Origin of the sequence: uncultured Altererythrobacter sp. (genome assembly GCF_913057185.1) — a bacterium.
Taxonomy (GTDB): domain Bacteria; phylum Pseudomonadota; class Alphaproteobacteria; order Sphingomonadales; family Sphingomonadaceae; genus Erythrobacter; species Erythrobacter rubellus.
In genome coordinates, this window is sequence record NZ_CAJXNK010000002.1 from 164065 (window position 1) to 180633 (window position 16569).

The 16569-nt window shown below is 58.5% G+C and carries 17 protein-coding genes; 12 read left to right on the top strand and 5 right to left on the bottom strand.

Annotated elements, in window-relative coordinates; genetic code table 11:
• The first annotated feature begins 108 nt into the window (after positions 1–108).
• Positions 109–1623 carry a M20/M25/M40 family metallo-hydrolase gene (locus tag QZ487_RS08630; RefSeq protein WP_285975608.1) on the top strand — a complete coding sequence of 505 codons (1515 nt, stop codon included), beginning with the start codon at positions 109–111 and terminating at the stop codon, positions 1621–1623.
• A 77-nt stretch (positions 1624–1700) separates the two neighbouring features.
• Here the strand turns inward: QZ487_RS08630 and QZ487_RS08635 are convergent, their stop codons facing one another.
• Positions 1701–2354 carry a heme exporter protein CcmB gene (locus tag QZ487_RS08635; RefSeq protein WP_285977002.1) on the bottom strand — a complete coding sequence of 218 codons (654 nt, stop codon included), beginning with the start codon at positions 2352–2354 and terminating at the stop codon, positions 1701–1703.
• Positions 2354–2935: a heme ABC exporter ATP-binding protein CcmA gene (gene ccmA, locus QZ487_RS08640; RefSeq protein WP_285975607.1), complete on the bottom strand. Its 582-nt coding sequence runs from the start codon at positions 2933–2935 to the stop codon at positions 2354–2356. Before ccmA ends, QZ487_RS08635 begins: the two co-directional genes overlap by 1 nt.
• A 48-nt stretch (positions 2936–2983) precedes the next feature.
• On the opposite strand from ccmA, the gene QZ487_RS08645 reads away from it, so the two are divergent.
• Positions 2984–3274 (top strand): 4a-hydroxytetrahydrobiopterin dehydratase, encoded by a 291-nt coding sequence (locus QZ487_RS08645; RefSeq protein ID WP_287446243.1) that lies wholly within the window; start codon positions 2984–2986, stop codon positions 3272–3274.
• Here QZ487_RS08645 and QZ487_RS08650 read toward each other — a convergent pair.
• The 3 genes from QZ487_RS08650 to QZ487_RS08660 all read right to left on the bottom strand — a co-directional run bounded on the left by QZ487_RS08650 (position 3271) and on the right by QZ487_RS08660 (position 6823).
• A complete protein-coding gene (locus QZ487_RS08650) occupies positions 3271–4089 on the bottom strand; it encodes an SDR family oxidoreductase (RefSeq protein WP_285975605.1) in 819 nt (272 codons plus the stop codon). The two genes, QZ487_RS08645 and QZ487_RS08650, sit on opposite strands and share 4 nt — an antisense overlap.
• Before the next feature lie 85 nt (positions 4090–4174).
• Entirely contained in the window at positions 4175–6133 is a 1959-nt protein-coding gene (locus QZ487_RS08655; RefSeq protein ID WP_296024348.1) for a S9 family peptidase, read from the bottom strand.
• A 72-nt stretch (positions 6134–6205) separates the two neighbouring features.
• Complete coding sequence (locus QZ487_RS08660) at positions 6206–6823, bottom strand: DNA-3-methyladenine glycosylase 2 family protein (RefSeq protein WP_296024350.1); 618 nt, start codon at positions 6821–6823, stop codon at positions 6206–6208.
• A gap of 111 nt (positions 6824–6934) precedes the next feature.
• Between QZ487_RS08660 and QZ487_RS08665 the strand changes: the two genes are divergently transcribed.
• From QZ487_RS08665 to murF, 10 genes are all read left to right on the top strand, one after another.
• A complete protein-coding gene (locus tag QZ487_RS08665) occupies positions 6935–7252 on the top strand; it encodes a 2Fe-2S iron-sulfur cluster-binding protein (protein WP_296024352.1) in 318 nt (105 codons plus the stop codon).
• Positions 7253–7294: 42 nt separating this feature from the next.
• A complete protein-coding gene (locus QZ487_RS08670; RefSeq protein WP_296024355.1) occupies positions 7295–8308 on the top strand; it encodes a cysteine synthase A in 1014 nt (337 codons plus the stop codon).
• 32 nt (positions 8309–8340) lie between these two features.
• On the top strand, positions 8341–8718 hold the full coding sequence (locus QZ487_RS08675; protein ID WP_285975600.1) for a hypothetical protein: 378 nt from the start codon (positions 8341–8343) through the stop codon (positions 8716–8718).
• Positions 8693–9499 (top strand): hypothetical protein, encoded by an 807-nt coding sequence (locus QZ487_RS08680; protein ID WP_296024358.1) that lies wholly within the window; start codon positions 8693–8695, stop codon positions 9497–9499. The genes QZ487_RS08675 and QZ487_RS08680 overlap by 26 nt, the downstream gene beginning before the upstream one ends.
• 374 nt (positions 9500–9873) lie before the next feature.
• Positions 9874–10377, top strand: a complete 504-nt coding sequence (locus QZ487_RS08685; RefSeq protein ID WP_285975598.1) for a division/cell wall cluster transcriptional repressor MraZ — start codon at positions 9874–9876, stop codon at positions 10375–10377.
• Complete coding sequence (gene rsmH, locus QZ487_RS08690; RefSeq protein ID WP_296024360.1) at positions 10374–11324, top strand: 16S rRNA (cytosine(1402)-N(4))-methyltransferase RsmH; 951 nt, start codon at positions 10374–10376, stop codon at positions 11322–11324. The genes QZ487_RS08685 and rsmH overlap by 4 nt, the downstream gene beginning before the upstream one ends.
• On the top strand, positions 11321–11863 hold the full coding sequence (locus tag QZ487_RS08695) for a hypothetical protein (protein WP_285975596.1): 543 nt from the start codon (positions 11321–11323) through the stop codon (positions 11861–11863). Before rsmH ends, QZ487_RS08695 begins: the two co-directional genes overlap by 4 nt.
• Positions 11860–13614 (top strand): penicillin-binding protein 2, encoded by a 1755-nt coding sequence (locus QZ487_RS08700; RefSeq protein ID WP_296024364.1) that lies wholly within the window; start codon positions 11860–11862, stop codon positions 13612–13614. Before QZ487_RS08695 ends, QZ487_RS08700 begins: the two co-directional genes overlap by 4 nt.
• Entirely contained in the window at positions 13614–15086 is a 1473-nt protein-coding gene (locus tag QZ487_RS08705) for a UDP-N-acetylmuramoyl-L-alanyl-D-glutamate--2,6-diaminopimelate ligase (protein WP_296024366.1), read from the top strand. The genes QZ487_RS08700 and QZ487_RS08705 overlap by 1 nt, the downstream gene beginning before the upstream one ends.
• The gene (gene murF / locus QZ487_RS08710; protein WP_285975593.1) at positions 15083–16561 is read left to right on the top strand and encodes a UDP-N-acetylmuramoyl-tripeptide--D-alanyl-D-alanine ligase; all 1479 of its coding nucleotides are present in this window, start codon (positions 15083–15085) and stop codon (positions 16559–16561) included. Before QZ487_RS08705 ends, murF begins: the two co-directional genes overlap by 4 nt.
• The last annotated feature ends 8 nt before the right edge of the window (positions 16562–16569 follow it).

The window sequence follows — 16569 nt, forward strand, 5'->3', positions numbered from 1 at the left end:
GCGCCTTGCGCAGATGAGGATCAAGTCGTTTGCTACCCTGCGAAAAGCGGTTGTGGAACAGAGACAGCCTGATGCCTTCTGTCGTGTTGTCTGAATATAGGAGGGATTATGGTTCGTCGGTCTTCTAGGCTCGTCGCAGTTGCGCTTATTGCGCTCGCAGTGGTGCCCGTCGCGGCAGAGACACCCGATCGCGCAGAGATCGTACTAACGGTGGAAGAGCAGCACGACGCAACGGTAAAGTCACTACAGGACTGGATTGCCTTGCCAACCATAGCCGCCGAAAAACTCAACACGCCGCAGGGTGCCGAATATATGCAGCAATTGGCGCTTGATGCAGGCTTCCAGACTGCCAAGATCATTCCAACAGACGGACTACCGGCAGTATTTGCGACACTCGATGCAGGGGCAGAAACTACCCTCGGCATATACTTCATGTATGATGTGAAGCAGTTCGACCCATCGGAATGGGATTCCCACCCACTTGAAGGCAATCTGGTTGAGCGCCATGACGAAGGCTTAACGATAGTAGGGCGCGGAGCGGTCAATCAAAAGGGGCCACAAACGGCATTCCTGGCTGCGCTCAAAGCGATTCAGGCAAGCGGCCGCCAACTTCCCGTCAATATTGTTCTGGTCGCCGAGGGCGAGGAAGAGATTGCCTCAACGCACTTTGATCAGGTCGTTGCGGTGCCTGAAGTGCAAGAAGCGCTAGCAAAGTCTATTGGCGTATTCATTCCCTCTGCCGCGCAGAGCAAGGATGGCAGCGCAAATATTACTCTTGGTGCCAAGGGCGCAGTTGAGTTTCAGCTCGTCGTCGGAGGCGAGACTTCCGACAAATATCCTAAGACCGACATCCATTCGTCAAATCACGCTCGGATCGAGAGCCCGGCATGGCGGCTCGTCAAGGCTCTCGACACGCTGGTCGCCGATGATGGGCACACTCCTGCCATCGATGGTTGGTTTGAAAATGTCAGGCCGCTTACTGACCGGCAAAAGCAATTGATTGCCGAAGGCGCAAAGCTAAATCCCGAAGATCAGGCCAAAGAGCTCCTGGGCATCGGAAGTTGGATCGACGACCTACCCTATATCACAAGCCTTGAAAGATTTTATTCTCAGCCCACCGTCAACATTCAAGGGCTGGTCGCAGGCTATACAGGCCCCGGGGGCAAGACAATTTTGCCAGGCCGGGCCGAAGCCAAACTCGAGTTTCGCCTTGTCCCGGCAATGACTAAGGACGAGGCAGTCAAAAAGTTGGAGGCGCATCTTGCCAAACGTGGTTTTGATGATGTGCAGGTAACGATTTCAGGCGGCTATGGTCCGAATGAAACCGATGAAGACAGTATTCTGATCAAGGCGCAGAAGAGGCTCTTCGAACAGAACGGGATAGCTTATTCAATCAGACCACGAAGTGCCGGTAGCTGGCCGGGCGTGATCTTTAACGGAGCGCCGCTCAATCTCCCGGCATCGCAGTTTGGCCTCAGCCGCGGAGGAGGTGCGCATGCACCCAACGAATGGTTCCTGATTGAAAGCACCGATCCCAAGGTTAACGGCCTCGATGAAGCAACGATGGCTTACGTCGACTATCTATATTTAGTCGCTAAGGAAGCCGAACGCGGGACCGACTGACAATAAAATAGATTGGGTCTGTAGTAACTTCCGGGCCATTGAACATCCGTCCGCAATTGGGTCGTTAGTGGACATTTCTATCCCTCTCTCCCAGCTCGAATAGCCGCGCCTGCTGCGAAGGGTGTGATTGCAACCAGCAGCAGGCTGATCGCCGCCGAAAAGCCCAGCGTTGCCGGATCGCTGCGTTCGAGAGCGCCCGCGCCGAAGATCAGGATCGGCAGCGCGAGCGGGATTAGCAGCAGCCCAGATAGTGCCGCGCCTGTGCGCAAGCCTGCTGTCAGTGCAGCAATCATCAGACCTACAGCCGCAAGGCCCGGCGTTCCTGCGAGCAATCCAAGCAACAGAAGTTGCAAAGTTGCGCCGTCCAGATTGAGCAGCGCAGTGGCGGGAAAGCACGCCAGCATCAACAGCGGCCCAAAGCTGAGCCAATGCGCGAACAGCCGGACCGCCATCACCACTTCTTCGGTCACGCCGCGCAGCTTGAGCTGATCGAACAGGCCCAGCTCGACATCGGGCAGCACCAGCCGATCCAGTGGCAGGATCGCCGCGAGCAGCGCCGCGATCCACAGCACCCCGCCACCGGTTTTCGCGAGCAATGGCGCGTTGGGACCAACCGCAAACGGATACAACATCGCAACGCCCAAGAAAAACAGCAGTGGCAGCATGGCTCCGCCGCCGCGCCCACCGCCAAGCAACAACATGCGCAGATCGCGTTTGAGCAGCGGCCAGATCACACGACATACTCCGCCAGAGCAAACGCGCTCAGCCGCTCGACCGCAATCGGCTGATGCGATGCCAGCACGACAATTCCCCCCGCTGCGGCATGCGCGCTGACGGTTTCGGCAATGCGTGCTTGCGCGCGATCATCCAGCCCGCTCAGCGGCTCATCGAGCAGCCAGATTGGAGCTTGCTGACACAGCAGCCGCGCCATCGCCGCGCGCTTGCGCTGCCCGGTCGAGAGGTAGCGCACCGGCACTTCCAGCAGTGGGACCAATTCCATGGCGGTTATCGCCTCAGCGGGATCGGCGCACCCGTCGACTTGCTGCCAGAAACGCAAGGCCTCGCCCAGCGGCTGATCCGGATCAAGCGCGGGCCGCTCATCAAGCATGCCGATTGCGCCTTCGTGCGATACTTCGCCGGAATAGGGGCTCAGCAGGCCAGCCAGAATACGTAGCAAGCTCGTCTTGCCCGTGCCATTTTCACCAGTCACGTGCAGCACATCGCCCGCGCTCAAATCCAGCGACAGCCCGCGAAACAGCAAACGCTCCCCGCGTCGGCAGGCAAGGTCTGTAGCTGTGAGGCGTGCTTGCATGATCCGCAGCGTTAAGCGAAAGGGTGTGCCATAACAAGGAGATGGATCATGTCAGTCCCCCAGCTAACCGATGCCGAATGCGACACGCTGCTAACCGCGCACCCAGAATGGTCGATTGCGCGCGACGGCAAAGCGATTGAGCGTAAGTTCCAGTTTGGCGATTTCAGCGAAGCCTGGGGCTTCATGAACCGCGTTGCTTTGCTGGCGGAAAGCCATGACCATCACCCCGAATGGTTCAACGTCTACAACCGCGTCGAGATCACGCTCACCACGCATGATGCAGGTGGCTTGTCTGAACGCGACGCTGTTATGGCCGCTGCAATCGACGCGCTGCTTTAGCTCGCTGTTTTCATATCCTCGGTGCCGATGCCGTTGGTGCGCATTTCCTTACGCACCTTGCCCGGCATCCAGCGCGAGAGGAACAACAGGCGCTTGGCCATTTTGCCAACGGTATAATCGAGCTTGTCGCCATGCACCGCGTTCCACACTACTTCAGGCACGATGGAAACGGGGTTCACTTCTACCCCCGCATCGACCAGCTGTTCCTTCACCGATTGGTTGGTTCCCTCTGCCGTTTGTTCGATGATCGGCGTGTCGATGAAGCCGGGGCACAGCGAGGCAACCTTGATACCGTCTTCCGCCCATTCTGCGTCGAGACTGTTGGTCAATCCGCGCACAGCCCATTTGGTGGCGCAATAGACAGATAGGTTGGGTGCACCAATGATTCCGGCCAGGCTGGCGGTGTTGATCAGGGCTGATCCGGGCGCGGTTTTCTTGAGGTGCGGATGCGCGGCTTGCGCGCCGTAGATCACGCCCTTCAGGTTAACGTCCAGCAGCGCCTCAACTTCATTGGTGGGCTGCTCGATGATTGGCCCGCCATGGCCGATGCCGGCATTGTTGAACACAACGTCGATCCGGCCACCAGCCGCCGTTGAAAAAGCGTTGAGCGCTTCATCCCATGCGGCGCGATCCCGCACGTCGAGCTTGTGCGCATATTTGAAGCCGCCTTCGATCATGCCAAGCGTTTCCTGCATGCCCGCATCGCTGATATCCGCGATGCCGACAAACCAGCCGCGCTTCGCGAAATAGATCGCGACTTCGCGGCCAATGCCTGACCCGCCGCCAGTGATGAAAATGCTCTTGCGATCGCTCAACGTTTCTCTCCCATCCTTGTGTTGCAGGATGGGTAGCTCGCTGAAACCCGTTTGTCAGCTATTTACATCACTGAAGGTAGCGCGATCACTCCGCCAGCGCGTTAGCCAAGCCTGCAACATGCTCTGCGCCTTCGAGAATTTCAGCACTCGAAGGTAAAAGCACATCACCCAGCGGCTCGGCGCGCCCCCCCAGACATTCGGCAAGGAAGTTTTCGGCAATTGCGAAAAAGGCGATGTTGTTGGTTGGCTTCGCGAACCCGTGGCCTTCATCAGGATAGAGCACGTAGGTTACCGGAATTCCCGCGTCTTTCATCGCGCCAACGATCTGGTCGCTCTCCGCCTGCTTGACGCGCGGATCGTTTGCGCCCTGCGCGATCAACAACGGTTTGGTAATCTGGTCTGCCTTGTAAAGCGGGCTGGCCGCCTTGAGCAGTGCCAGACCTTCTTCGGTATTGGGATCACCCATGCGCTCATGGAAAATCTTGACCAATGGCGCCCAATAGGGCGGGATGGTGTCAAGTAGAGTTTCGAGGTTGGAAGGGCCAACGATGTCGACACCACAGGCAAAGGTTTCGGGCGTGAAGGCAAGACCGGCCAGCGTAGCGTAGCCGCCGTATGAGCCGCCCATAATCGCGACCTGATCCTTGCCGGTGATCCCCTGCGTGATTGCCCAATTGGTGGCATCGATCAGATCGTCATGCATGGCTAGGCCCCACTGCTTGTTCGCCGCATTGAGGAAGTCCTTGCCGAAACCGGTCGAGCCGCGGAAATTGACGCTAAGCACAGCGTATCCGCGGTTGGCCAGCATCTGGTGGATCGAGTTGAAGCCGTAATCATCGCGTGCCCACGGGCCGCCATGCACCAGCAAAACCATTGGCGATGATGCGCTGGGGCTGCCATTGCCGTCCATTGCAACGCCGGCAGGCAGCGTGAGATAAGAAGGCAGAGTCAGTCCGTCGCGGCTGGCAATCTCTACCGGATACATTGGCTGAAGCGGTGCGCCTTCCAGTTCTGGTCTGGTGACATAGAACGGCGTGAGTGTTTGCGCCTGACGGTCATAGATATAGGTCGCGGTCGGGGCGGTCAGCGGATCGTTCCAGACGATCCATGTTTGATCATCATCGGTACGGCTGGAAATGCCATACTCACCCTCAAGTTGTGTGCCGAGCCAATCGAGCGATGCACCGATGTCAGCATCAAGCGCGGTCCATTCGGTCTTCAAATAGTTCACCGAATATGCCTGGACTTCGCCAGTTTCGCGGTCGCGGATTGTGCCGCCAATATCGGCTCTGTCATTCTCCGCAATCAGCGTGCGCTCACCACTCGCGACATCCTCTGCGAAAAGCGCAGCTGTGTTGCAATCACGGCTGTCGAGCCAATAAAGGATTGATCCGTCACGGGTGTAGCCAGCAGGGCTGGTGGTTAGCGCGTCTTCCATTTCTGTCGAAGTGAAAGGCTCTTCCTCCACTTTGTTATCGACCACGCGGAAGTAGTCTGTGCCGCCAGCTTCGTTCTGACGCAGTGCCATACGGACGGTCAACGTGTCATCCGCCATGAACCCGGCGTAGCTGTTGTTCTCTATGACCAGTGTCAGCTCACCGCTGTTCAAGTCGAGCAGGTGAACGTCATGGAATTCCGGATCGCGGTTGTTGAGTCCGACCAGGATTTTGTCGCGGATGCTCTCTGATCCGCCAACAATATCGACACGCGTGTTCTCGAATGGTGTCAGCGTGGTTTCCTCGCCACTTGCAATATTGACTCCATACAAGAGGAAATTTTCATCCCCGCCCTTGTCCTGAATGTAGAGCAGGCTCTGCGAATCCGGAGACCAGAAATACTGCCGGATCGGTCGATCTGTGGCATCGGTCATCGCCTTCGCTTGATCGGGGTTGTCCGCTGGCGCTATCCAGATATTGAGCACGCCGTCCTTTGGTGCGAGCCAGCTGAGCCATTGCCCGTCCGGGCTGATCTTGCCGGCTGCGCGGGTCGGATTGCCAAACAGGTCACCGCGCGGGATTAGAGGGGAGGTGTTTAAAGCTGGCATGTGGTGGAACTTTCGGAATCAAGGTGTATTACTTAATCAATACACGTAGCAACGTGCGTTTCAAGTCTGAGCCTATAGCGCTGGATTGGCGTAGAAGTGCCAGGTAAAGATGGCCATTGCACCGCGATGCGGGCGCCATTGCTCGGCAAGCTCGCGCGTCGGCCTTTCCTTTGGGCGTTCGGGAAGATCAAGCAGTCGCTTTACCCCTTCCTGCACGGCCAGATCGCCAGCGGGCCAGATATCGGGGCGGCCTTCGGCGAAAAGTAGATATATCTCGGCTGACCAGCGTCCGATGCCCTTGATGCGGGTCAATTCTTCGATCGCTGCTTCGTCATCGGCTGGCAAATTTTCAAAGTCCAGCTCACCTGCAGCAACAAGTTCACACAGCGATCGCGCATAACCTTGTTTCTGACGCGAAAGGCCGCAAGCCCGAAGTGTGTCGAAATCGCGTTCAAGAATGCATGTGGGCTTGAAGTCGTGGCCAAGCTCGGCCTCCAGCTTGTTCCACATGGACGTTGCTGCGGCGACGGACACTTGCTGACCGACTATCGTGCGGAGCAGCGTCTTGTAGCCGGTATCGCGGATGCGCGGTTCGGGGGAGCCAACCCGCTCAAGCACACCAGAAACCCGCTTGTCGCTGCTTGCGATGGCATCCAACCCGGCCTTTATTGTTTCAGCGCTCAAGCTCACTAACTATTCCCCTAGCTTGCAAATCGGGCCGCACCTGCTTAGCGAGCGCCTTCGAACCGTTATCTAGGGCCCCCTCCGGGAAAAGCCCACCGCAAAAGGAATGCGCACACAATGCCGAAGCTGACAGTCGTTAATCGCGATGGAGAAGAATCGACAATCGAGGTCGAAGACGGCCTGACCGTGATGGAAGCTATCCGTGACAACGGCTTTGACGAGCTATTGGCGCTGTGCGGCGGCTGCTGTTCTTGTGCGACGTGCCACATCCATGTTGACGCAGACGCGATGGACAAGCTGCCGGCGATGAGCGAAGATGAAGATGATCTGCTGGAAAGTTCAGATCATCGTAATGAAACATCGCGCCTGTCGTGCCAGATCCCTTTCACGGCGGATCTTGATGGCCTCAAGGTAACTATCGCACCTGAAGATTGATCTTCGTTGCCGGATGAGCCGGTCGGGTTTATCTCTTGCCTCATGAATATTACTCAGCCCTTTGGCTCTACGCTTGAACTGATCGGAAATACGCCGCTTGTCCTGTTGAAGGGGGCAAGTGCAGCGGCTGGCTGCGAGATTTACGGTAAGTGCGAGTTCGCGAACCCCGGTTCTTCGGTGAAGGATCGTGCGGCGCTTTACATGATCCGCGATGCGGAGGCGCGCGGTGAGTTGAAGCCGGGCGGAACTGTGATCGAGGGCACAGCGGGCAACACGGGAATCGGCATTGCGCTGGTCGCCAATGCGCTCGGCTACAAGACGATCATTGTCATGCCGGACAACCAGTCGAAAGAGAAAATGGACACGCTGCGGGCCCTGGGCGCGGAGCTCGTGCTTGTTCCTCCGACCAAATATGCCGATCCCAATCACTTCCAGCACGTGTCTCGTCGCATGGCAGAAGAGACCGATGGCGCGATCTGGGCGGGGCAGTTTGACAACACGTCCAATCGCAAGGCGCATATCGAAGGCACGGCGTCAGAATTGTGGGAGCAGCTTGGCGGCAAGATTGACGGGTTTACCTGTGCGGCTGGTACGGGCGGAACCATTGCCGGCGTCGGCATGGGGCTCAAGGCGTTTGACGAAAATGTCCGGATTGCGCTGACCGACCCGCATGGCGCCGCGCTTTATAACTATTTTGCGCATGGCGAGCTCAAGGCAGAAGGATCGTCTGTCGCGGAAGGGATCGGGCAGGGCAGGATTACTGCAAATCTCGAAGGCGCACCGATCGACGATCAATTCCGCATCTCAGATGAAGAAGGGATGCAATGGGTTGAACAATTGCTGCGTGAAGAGGGGCTCTGCCTCGGGCTCTCCTCTGGCATCAACGTGGCTGGCGCGATTGAATTGGGCAAACGGCTAGTGGGCGAAGGACGCAAGGAAGTGCGCGTGGCGACAATCCTGTGCGATACAGGGTTCCGCTATCTTTCGACACTCTACAACGCAGATTGGCTGGCTGAGAAAGGCCTGCCAATATTCGGTTGGCTTAAAGCTGATTGACTGAAACTCTCAAGGCGGTAGCCTGACGAGCGATGCAGAAACCTGACATCTTCAAACTCGCGCGATTGCGGGGGCCGGCTGAACCTGATGATGCGACCGAAGCGGCGCCGCTGGGTGGTACCCGCGCGCAAGCGACTCAGCGATTGCAGGTCGGGCTTTTCGGCTTCGCAGCGATGGTTTTGCTCGTGGGACTAGCCAATATTATTCAGGACCGCGCGCGTGTCACTGAAGAATCTTCGGTTCCTGACGCCGCGCCAACCACTGCACCGGCAGAAGCACCGCCGCAACGCGATCCGCTGGCCGATGCTGGCGTTGTGCCGGATTTGCCGGTGGAACCTTCTGCGCCGCTCGGATCCGATCCATTGCTCGAAACGGAGCAAAACGATGCCGCAGCTACGCCGGATACCTAAAGCCGGATTGGTTGGCGTCGTTGCTGGCGTCATCGCGCTCGCCGTGGTTTTCTGGCCGGGCACTAGCGATCCAGAGCCAGAGGTCCCCGTCGAACGCCACAAGCTTGCATTAATGACAAGCCTTCCGATCTATTGGCCTGAAGGTAGCGATATAGCTTCTCTGGTGGATAAGCACAGCGAGACTCCTTGGGTGCGTGAAACGCTTGAGCGCCGCTACGAAATAACACCGCTTGATAGTCTGACAGGCAATGAAGGCGAGCCTGCACCGATCAAGCAGTTTGAATGGCTTGTTATCGCGCAGCCGCGTGGGCTGAGCCCTGCGGACAATGAAGGTCTGGATGCCTGGGTGCGGGAAGGGGGCAAGCTTCTCTACGTCCTCGATCCGATGTTGACGGGTCATTATTCGGTTGCGCTGAGTGATCCCAGTCATCCTACGGCAGTGGGTCTTATCCCGCCAGTAATCTTGCGTTGGGGAATGACTTTGCGGTTCGACGATTTTCAGCCTCTTGAACTTCGTGAGGCTGACTATGGCAAGAGCACCGTGCCGGTGCAGGTGGCGGGCGAAGTCATCCTTCTCGAAGAGTTCGAAGGACTTAGCGACGACCAATCGGCTGCGCGGGGCAATTGTACGATCTTGGGTGATGGGATTGCCGCTCAATGTTCCGTTGGGGCAGGGCAGGTGTTTCTCTTGGCCGACGCTGCCATTCTTGAAATGCCTGACGCGCAAGGGCCGGCCGAGGAGCAGTTGCTCTCTTTGCTCGAACACGCGTTCGAAGAATGAATTCAGTTCAATCGGGGAATTCACGGGACAGTCGCGGGAAAAGCGACTCGGAACATGTCTTTTGCGCGGAAAAACAGGGGATTGCCCCGCATTGCTCGAGAATTTCCATACCAAGGGCGCAAAATCAGCGAAAAGAATAATATTGTAAATCAAATATTTAACAAATTATCCCGCAATTTCCCGCAAAAACCCCTTCCATCCCCACTGTGCCCGCGATATGACCGTCTTCCATCGGACATGACGTTTCGTGCTGCGCTTCTGTTTCTCGAAGCGCGCTGTTTGCGCTCGCGCGCTGGCGGCGACGGTGAAGCTGTGTCCGTAGATGGTGAGGGAAGGGGCCTTCATCGCGCAGGGATTAGGGTGGAGAGGGGCAGTTGTCTTTCGGAGGATACAGTGGACAGGCTTTTTCACCCGCGGGTGATAAGAACCGCTTTGTCCTGCCTCCTTCCTTCCGCAAGGCGGTAAAGGAATCCTCCGGCGGTCGCATCTTGTGCCTCGACAAGCATGATCGCTGGAATTGCCTCGTTGGCTTTGGTCTTTCGCGCAATGACGAATTGAACGCTCAGATCGACCGCGAGGAAGAGCGTGCTCTGCGCTTGGGCCGTGACTTCGACTACGATCTTCGCGCCAGCCAGCTTTTCGGTTTCGCGCAAGTCCCATTTGATGACAGCGGTCGCTTTATCATGCCCGATCACTTGCGGACGCTGGGCCGCGTTGATGATGGTCTCTATTTCCAGGGTGCCGGCCGGTTCTTCACGATCTGGAATCCAGACGAGCTTTCGCAGATGGGCGATGAATGGGAGGCGGCGCAAGCCGCCTGCGCCAATTTGGTCGCGGAAGCACAGGCCAAGGCCAAAGCCAAAGGAGGCAGCAAATGACCTCTGCCGCTGAGGCTCCGCACATCCCTGTGCTTCTCGACGAAGTCATCGCTGCGCTCGATCCGCAGCCCGGCGACGTTATCGTCGATGCAACATTCGGTGCGGGTGGCTACACCCGCGCGCTGCTTGACCGCGGCGCAACTGTCCATGCCTTCGACCGCGATCCGGATGCGACCGCGCAAGGCCGCGGATGGGCTGAGGCGCGTACAACCCCTCCGCGTCTCGTGCTCCATCCGCGGTGCTTTTCCGAGATGGTGGCTTCGCTTGCCGAGGTGGGCATCGCTCAGGTTGACGGTGTCGCCATGGATATTGGCGTCTCTTCGATGCAGCTCGATCAGGCCGAACGCGGCTTTGCGTTCTCGGCTGATGGTCCGCTCGACATGCGCATGAGCCAGGCAGGCGAAAGCGCCGCTGATTTTCTCAATACAGCTTCAGATTCTCAGATAGCGGACGTGCTCTATGAATATGGCGAAGAACGCCAGTCGCGCCGGGTCGCGCGCGCCATCATTGCTGCACGTCCGCTTACGACTACGGGCGAGCTAGCCCGGGTGGTTCGCAAGGCGCTTGGCTACAAGCCCAGCGACAAGAAGGATCCCGCCACGCGTAGCTTTCAAGCGATACGCATTCATGTGAATGGAGAGCTGGACGAACTGCGCGAAGGCTTGAGCGCGGCAGAGCAATTGCTTCGCAGCGGTGGCAAGCTTGCCGTGGTGAGCTTTCACAGCCTGGAAGACCGGATTGTGAAGCGCTTCCTGCGCGACGCATCCGGGCGCAATTCCGGATCGCGGCACCTGCCTGAAACCGATCAGCAGCCTGCGATTTTCACTCAGATTTCCAAGGCGATCCGCCCGTCTGAGGCGGAAATCGCGCGCAACCCGCGCGCCCGTTCTTCAACGCTACGCCATGCCGTGCGCAGCGATACTCCTGCACGAAAGGTTGCCGCATGACACTCGCTGGTTCTCGTTTGCGTCAAGTCGGATGGGCGGTTGTATTGGCCGCGGTCGTGGGATTGTTCGTTGCACTGAGTTTTCAGGTTCACTCTGTGAAAAGCGAAGTGCTGCTGGCGGAGCGCGAGCTGATCCGGCTTGAGCGCGAGACCATGATGCTGGAAACCGAATTCCAGGCGCGTGCCAATCAGCGCCAGTTGTCTAACTGGAACGCTGTCGAGTTCGGGCTGCAGGCTGCGCGCCCCGATCAATACATTGAAAACGAGCGTCAATTGGCGGCCTACGGTGGAGACCGTGCACCAACTGCGCCCAGCCCGATCAGGGTTGCTGTGGCACAGATCCCACTCGAGGGTTCGGGCGCTACCCAGCCGCGCGCTATGGTTTCACCGGTATCCGGCAAGCCGGTTACACTGGCGGCGGTCAACACACCCGATGCAGCGACTACATTTGCAGAAGCATTGGGCGAGTTCGTCGCCGAAGCCTCACCAATCCGGCCTGCGCAAGCGCGCACTTTCCTGAGCGCCGAGGCTGCTGAATGAACGCACTTTCGGCCAGTGCAGCATTCGGAAGCGGCAGGGCCCACCTAGTAAATCTTCGCCAACAATCGCTTTTCCAGGCGCGCTGGCGTGTGCTGTGGATCGCGATCATGTTCGCGCTGGTCGCGGCTGCTGCGCTGATGCGTATCGCCTATCTGGGCCTGGCCGATCACGGCCCGGTGCGCACGTCCTTGGAGGAAGCGCTGCTTCCGCCGCGTGGCGAGATCACTGATCGCAACGGCGTGCCTTTGGCGCGCGCTTTTCCGGCCTATGCTCTATGGTTCAATCCAAAGGCGATGAGTGAGGGGGGCTCACCGCTTGTGAAATCTCCGCAAGAAGTCGCCGCAAGTCTCAAGGCGATCTTCCCTGAGATCGACGAAATTGATGTGGCTGAACGGTTGGCGTCCGGCAAATCCGGCTATCTGCGCCGCCGCGTGCTTCCCGAAGACGCGAACAAAGTTCAGGCCATCGGCGAACTCGCGCTCGAAATGCCGCGCGAGAATGATCGCCATTATCCGCAAGGCCAGCTGGCGGCACATGTTCTAGGCTACATTGACGCCGACGGACAGGGCAAGATCGGCATGGAGCAAGTGTTGCATGAGCGGCTTGCCGATCCGGTGTTGCGCGGCGATTCTGTGCCGTTATCTCTCGATATTCGCGTGCAAGGCGCATTGGAGGACGAACTGCGCCGCGGCATGTTGGCCGTGAATGCGCTTGGCGCGGCTGGCGTGGTATTGGACGTTGATACCGGCGAGATCGTGGCGATGGCGTCCCTGCCTGACTTTGATCCGAACGCTGTTACACAAAGCGATCTGATGCAGTCGGAGGAAGCAGCGGCGCAGGGAAAGAATGCTCCGGTCTTCAACCGTGTCACCAATCAGGTGTACGAGCTGGGCTCGACATTCAAACCGATCACTTTCGCTGCTGCAATCGATGCAGGTATCGTGCGCGATCTTGGCACTCGCTGGGACGCAACACCGGCAGAAGTCGGGCGCAAGACTTTTACCGATTCCAAAGATCACGGCGATACGCTGAACGTAGCCGAAGCGATGATGTATTCATCCAATACCGTTACGGTCCGGATTGCTGATCAGTTGGGTGAAGAGCGCCTTCGCCGCACACTGACCGATCTCGGCATGAGCGAGCGGCCCTATATCGAATTGCCAGCGCGGGGCCACCCGATCTGGCAGGAATCGCGCTGGGGACGGCTGAAAACGATGAACGTCGGGTTCGGTCACGGTGTGTCGGTTACACCTCTGCATTTGGCGAGCGCATATGCGGCAATGGTCAATGGTGGCATTTGGCGTCCTGCGACCTTGCACAAAATCGCGCCGCAAGATGTGCCGCGCGGCCGCCGGGTGTTCAAGGCATCAACCTCCGCTCAGATGCGTCAGCTGCTGCGTATGACCGCACTTTACGGCACCGGCCGGTTTGCCGATGCACAGGGTTACCGCGTAGGCGGCAAGACCGGCTCTGCTGAAAAGCCGACGCGCGGCGGATATCGCCAGAATGCGCTCATCTCGACATTTGCCTCGGCCTTTCCGATGGATCGTCCGCGCTACGTTGTGGTGGCCATGCTTGATGAGCCGCGCGGCACAGTCGCCAGCTCCTTTCAACGGACAGCCGGTTGGACCGCGGCGCCGATCGTCGGGCGCCTCGTTCCGCGCATCGGACCGCTGTTGGGTGTGCGCCCAGACAACACCCGCGATGTCGATCTGTCTGACATAGATCGCCTTGTGCCGGAGAAGAAGTGATGAAGTTGGGGGCGCTGGCACAGGCGGCAGGCATCGCGCTGACAGAAGGCGAGCAGACACAGGTCACCGGCTTCGCGATTGACAATCGAAAGGTGGCTCCCGGCACGGTTTTCGGTGCCTTCCAGGGTGCTAAATTCAACGGGGAGGATTTCATTCCTGCGGCTGTTGAAGCGGGTGCCGTGGCAGTTGTTGCGCGACCCGAAGCGCGCGTTTCGGGCGCGGTGCACATTGCCGACCCGGAACCGCGCCGTGCCTTTGCCCATCTGGCGGCAGCATTCTTCACGCCTGTCCCTGGGCACATTGTCGCGGTGACCGGCACGAACGGCAAGACATCCTGCGTTGAAATGACCCGCCAGATCTGGCGTATGTGCGGAGAGCGGGCGGCGAGTATCGGAACGCTGGGTGTGACAACACCGGATGAAAGCGTTTCGACCGGTCTGACAACGCCCGATATCGTCTCGTTTCTCAGCAATATGAGTGGGCTCGCGCGCGAAGGTGTGACTCATGTCGCTTACGAAGCGTCCAGCCATGGGTTGGACCAGTTTCGCAACGAAGGTGTGCCGGTAACTGCTGGGGCTTTCACCAATTTCAGCCGCGATCACCTCGACTATCACGGCTCCATGGAAGCCTATTTCGAGGCCAAGATGCGCCTGTTCGATGAAGTGCTTGAACCGGGTGCAGCTGCAATTGTTTGGCACGGCGATAGCGATAGCGAATGGACCGCCAAGCCTATCGAGCATGCAGAAGCGCGCGGCCTAAAAGTCCTGACGGTGGGTCCGAGAGGTGGATTCATTACCTTGAAAGAGCGCACGCCAACGCAATTGGGACAAATGCTCGAAATCGAGCATGAAGGCGTATCCTGCACAATCAAGCTCCCGCTGATTGGAGCCTATCAGGCGGCCAATGCGCTGACAGCTTGCGCGTTAGCAATCGCGACGGGCGCATCACCATCCCAGGTTTTCGATGCCGCAGGCCGCTTGCAACCGGTTCGTGGTCGGCTTGAACGTGCAGTAATCACCGCACAAGGCGCGCCGGTATATGTCGACTATGCTCATACGCCAGACGCGCTGGAAGCGGCGATTGCAGCGCTGCGTCCGCATGTTGAAGGCAAGCTTATCACTGTGTTCGGCGCAGGTGGTGACCGCGACCAGGGAAAACGCGCTGCAATGGGCGCAGCCGCTGCAAAGGGCAGCGAGCTAGTGATCGTCACGGATGACAATCCACGCGGTGAGGATCCTGCGACTATCCGCGCAGCAGTGCTGGCCGGCGCGCCGGATGCTCACGAAGTCGCGGATCGACGTGACGCGATCGCTGAAGCGATCCGTCAGGCAAACGCTGAAGATATCGTCCTTGTTGCTGGCAAGGGTCATGAACAAGGGCAAATAATCGGGTCAGGAGAAAACATGCGGGTATTGCCGTTTGACGATGTGCAGGTAGCGCGAGAATGTGCTGCTGCGGAGGCGCGAGCATGAGTGCACTTCGAGCCCTGCGTAATTGGCCCATCGCACAACGCGATGCGCTACCCATGGCGCTGTGGAGCGCGGCAGAGATTGCAGTTGCGACTGGTGGCACCGCCAGCCATGAATTTCAGGCTTCGGGCGTCGAAATGGATAGCCGCGATGTGAAGCGCGGCTATCTGTTCATTGCACTCAAGGGCGACGCGATGGACGGGCACAAATTTCTGCCGCAAGCTTTTGCCAATGGTGCAGTTGCGGCGATCGTCGATCGTCCAGTCGAGTACCCGCATGTGCTCGTTGAGGACACGACAGCGGCGCTTCACGCGCTAGCCCATGCCGCCCGCGAACGCAGCGAAGCCGTGCGCATCGGCATCACCGGATCAGTCGGCAAGACTGGCATGAAAGAGGCAATCTTCCTGTCGCTCGACCGCGCAAGTCGCGGTAGCGCGCATCGCAGCATTCGCAGCTATAACAACCATGTCGGGGTGCCGTTGACGCTCGCTCGTATGCCTGCGCGCAGCAAGTTCGGCGTGTTCGAAATGGGAATGAACCACGCTGGAGAAATCGCACCTCTGGCAGAGCACGTTCGCCCGCATGTCGCGCTGATCACCACTATCGCTCCAGCTCACATAGAGAATCTTGGCAGCATAGAAGCCATTGCCGAGGAGAAAGCCTCGATTTTCTCCGGCCTGATGCCAGGCGGCACAGCGGTGATCCCCGCCGACAGTCCCTATTGCCAACAGATGCGCTCAGTGGCTGAGAAATTCGGCGCAAAGGTTGTCACTTTCGGTGCGGCCAAAGACGCAGATGTTCGTTTGCTCGATGCCATTCCCAGCGCCAATGGCGGTTCGCTAGTGACGGCCGATCTGGGTGATACCCGTGTATGCTATTCCGTTGCAGAGCCAGGTGAGCACTGGATCGCCAATTCGCTCGGTGTCATGGCGGCTGTGAATGCAGCGGGCGGAGACTTGGGTGCAGCGGGCTTGGCGCTTGCTGAAATGGGCGGGCTCAAAGGGCGCGGTGCGCGCCATCATATCGCGGTTCCGGGCGGCAAGGCTCTGATGATTGATGAAAGCTACAACGCCAATCCGGCATCGATGCGGGCCACCTTGAAAGCGCTAGGTCAAACGCCGGCAACCCGCCGCGTGGCCGTGCTGGGCAGCATGAAGGAATTGGGCGATTTCAGTGACAAGTTCCATGCGCAGCTGACCGAGCCTCTTTCCGAGGCGAAAGTGGATTATGCGGTGCTGGTTGGCGACGAGATGCGCGCCCTCGCTGCGGAGTTGGGGAAACTCGCCGGCGCCTCGCTTGGCATTACCCATGGTTTCACGCATTGCGATAACCCTGCCGAGGCGATTGCGGCGCTGAATGAATTCGGGATAACGCAAGGAGATGCGATCCTGATCAAAGGCTCTAATTCAGTCGGACTTGGTGCGCTGGTGTCACACTTTACCGGGATTGGCGGGGCGCTCGCCCAGTCCAAGACCTAGGAACAATA

Bases quoted from the DNA above. Each gene is read 5' to 3' on its own strand.
- QZ487_RS08645 (WP_287446243.1), top strand. From the start codon at position 2,984: ATGTCAGTCCCCCAGCTAACCGATGCCGAATGCGACACGCTGCTAACC.
- QZ487_RS08705 (WP_296024366.1), top strand. From the start codon at position 13,614: ATGAAGTTGGGGGCGCTGGCACAGGCGGCAGGCATCGCGCTGACAGAA.
- QZ487_RS08630 (WP_285975608.1), top strand. From the start codon at position 109: ATGGTTCGTCGGTCTTCTAGGCTCGTCGCAGTTGCGCTTATTGCGCTC.
- QZ487_RS08670 (WP_296024355.1), top strand. From the start codon at position 7,295: ATGAATATTACTCAGCCCTTTGGCTCTACGCTTGAACTGATCGGAAAT.
- rsmH (WP_296024360.1), top strand. From the start codon at position 10,374: ATGACCTCTGCCGCTGAGGCTCCGCACATCCCTGTGCTTCTCGACGAA.
- QZ487_RS08655 (WP_296024348.1), bottom strand. From the start codon at position 6,133: ATGCCAGCTTTAAACACCTCCCCTCTAATCCCGCGCGGTGACCTGTTT.
- QZ487_RS08700 (WP_296024364.1), top strand. From the start codon at position 11,860: ATGAACGCACTTTCGGCCAGTGCAGCATTCGGAAGCGGCAGGGCCCAC.
- ccmA (WP_285975607.1), bottom strand. From the start codon at position 2,935: ATGCAAGCACGCCTCACAGCTACAGACCTTGCCTGCCGACGCGGGGAG.
- murF (WP_285975593.1), top strand. From the start codon at position 15,083: ATGAGTGCACTTCGAGCCCTGCGTAATTGGCCCATCGCACAACGCGAT.
- QZ487_RS08665 (WP_296024352.1), top strand. From the start codon at position 6,935: ATGCCGAAGCTGACAGTCGTTAATCGCGATGGAGAAGAATCGACAATC.
- QZ487_RS08680 (WP_296024358.1), top strand. From the start codon at position 8,693: ATGCCGCAGCTACGCCGGATACCTAAAGCCGGATTGGTTGGCGTCGTT.
- QZ487_RS08695 (WP_285975596.1), top strand. From the start codon at position 11,321: ATGACACTCGCTGGTTCTCGTTTGCGTCAAGTCGGATGGGCGGTTGTA.
- QZ487_RS08675 (WP_285975600.1), top strand. From the start codon at position 8,341: ATGCAGAAACCTGACATCTTCAAACTCGCGCGATTGCGGGGGCCGGCT.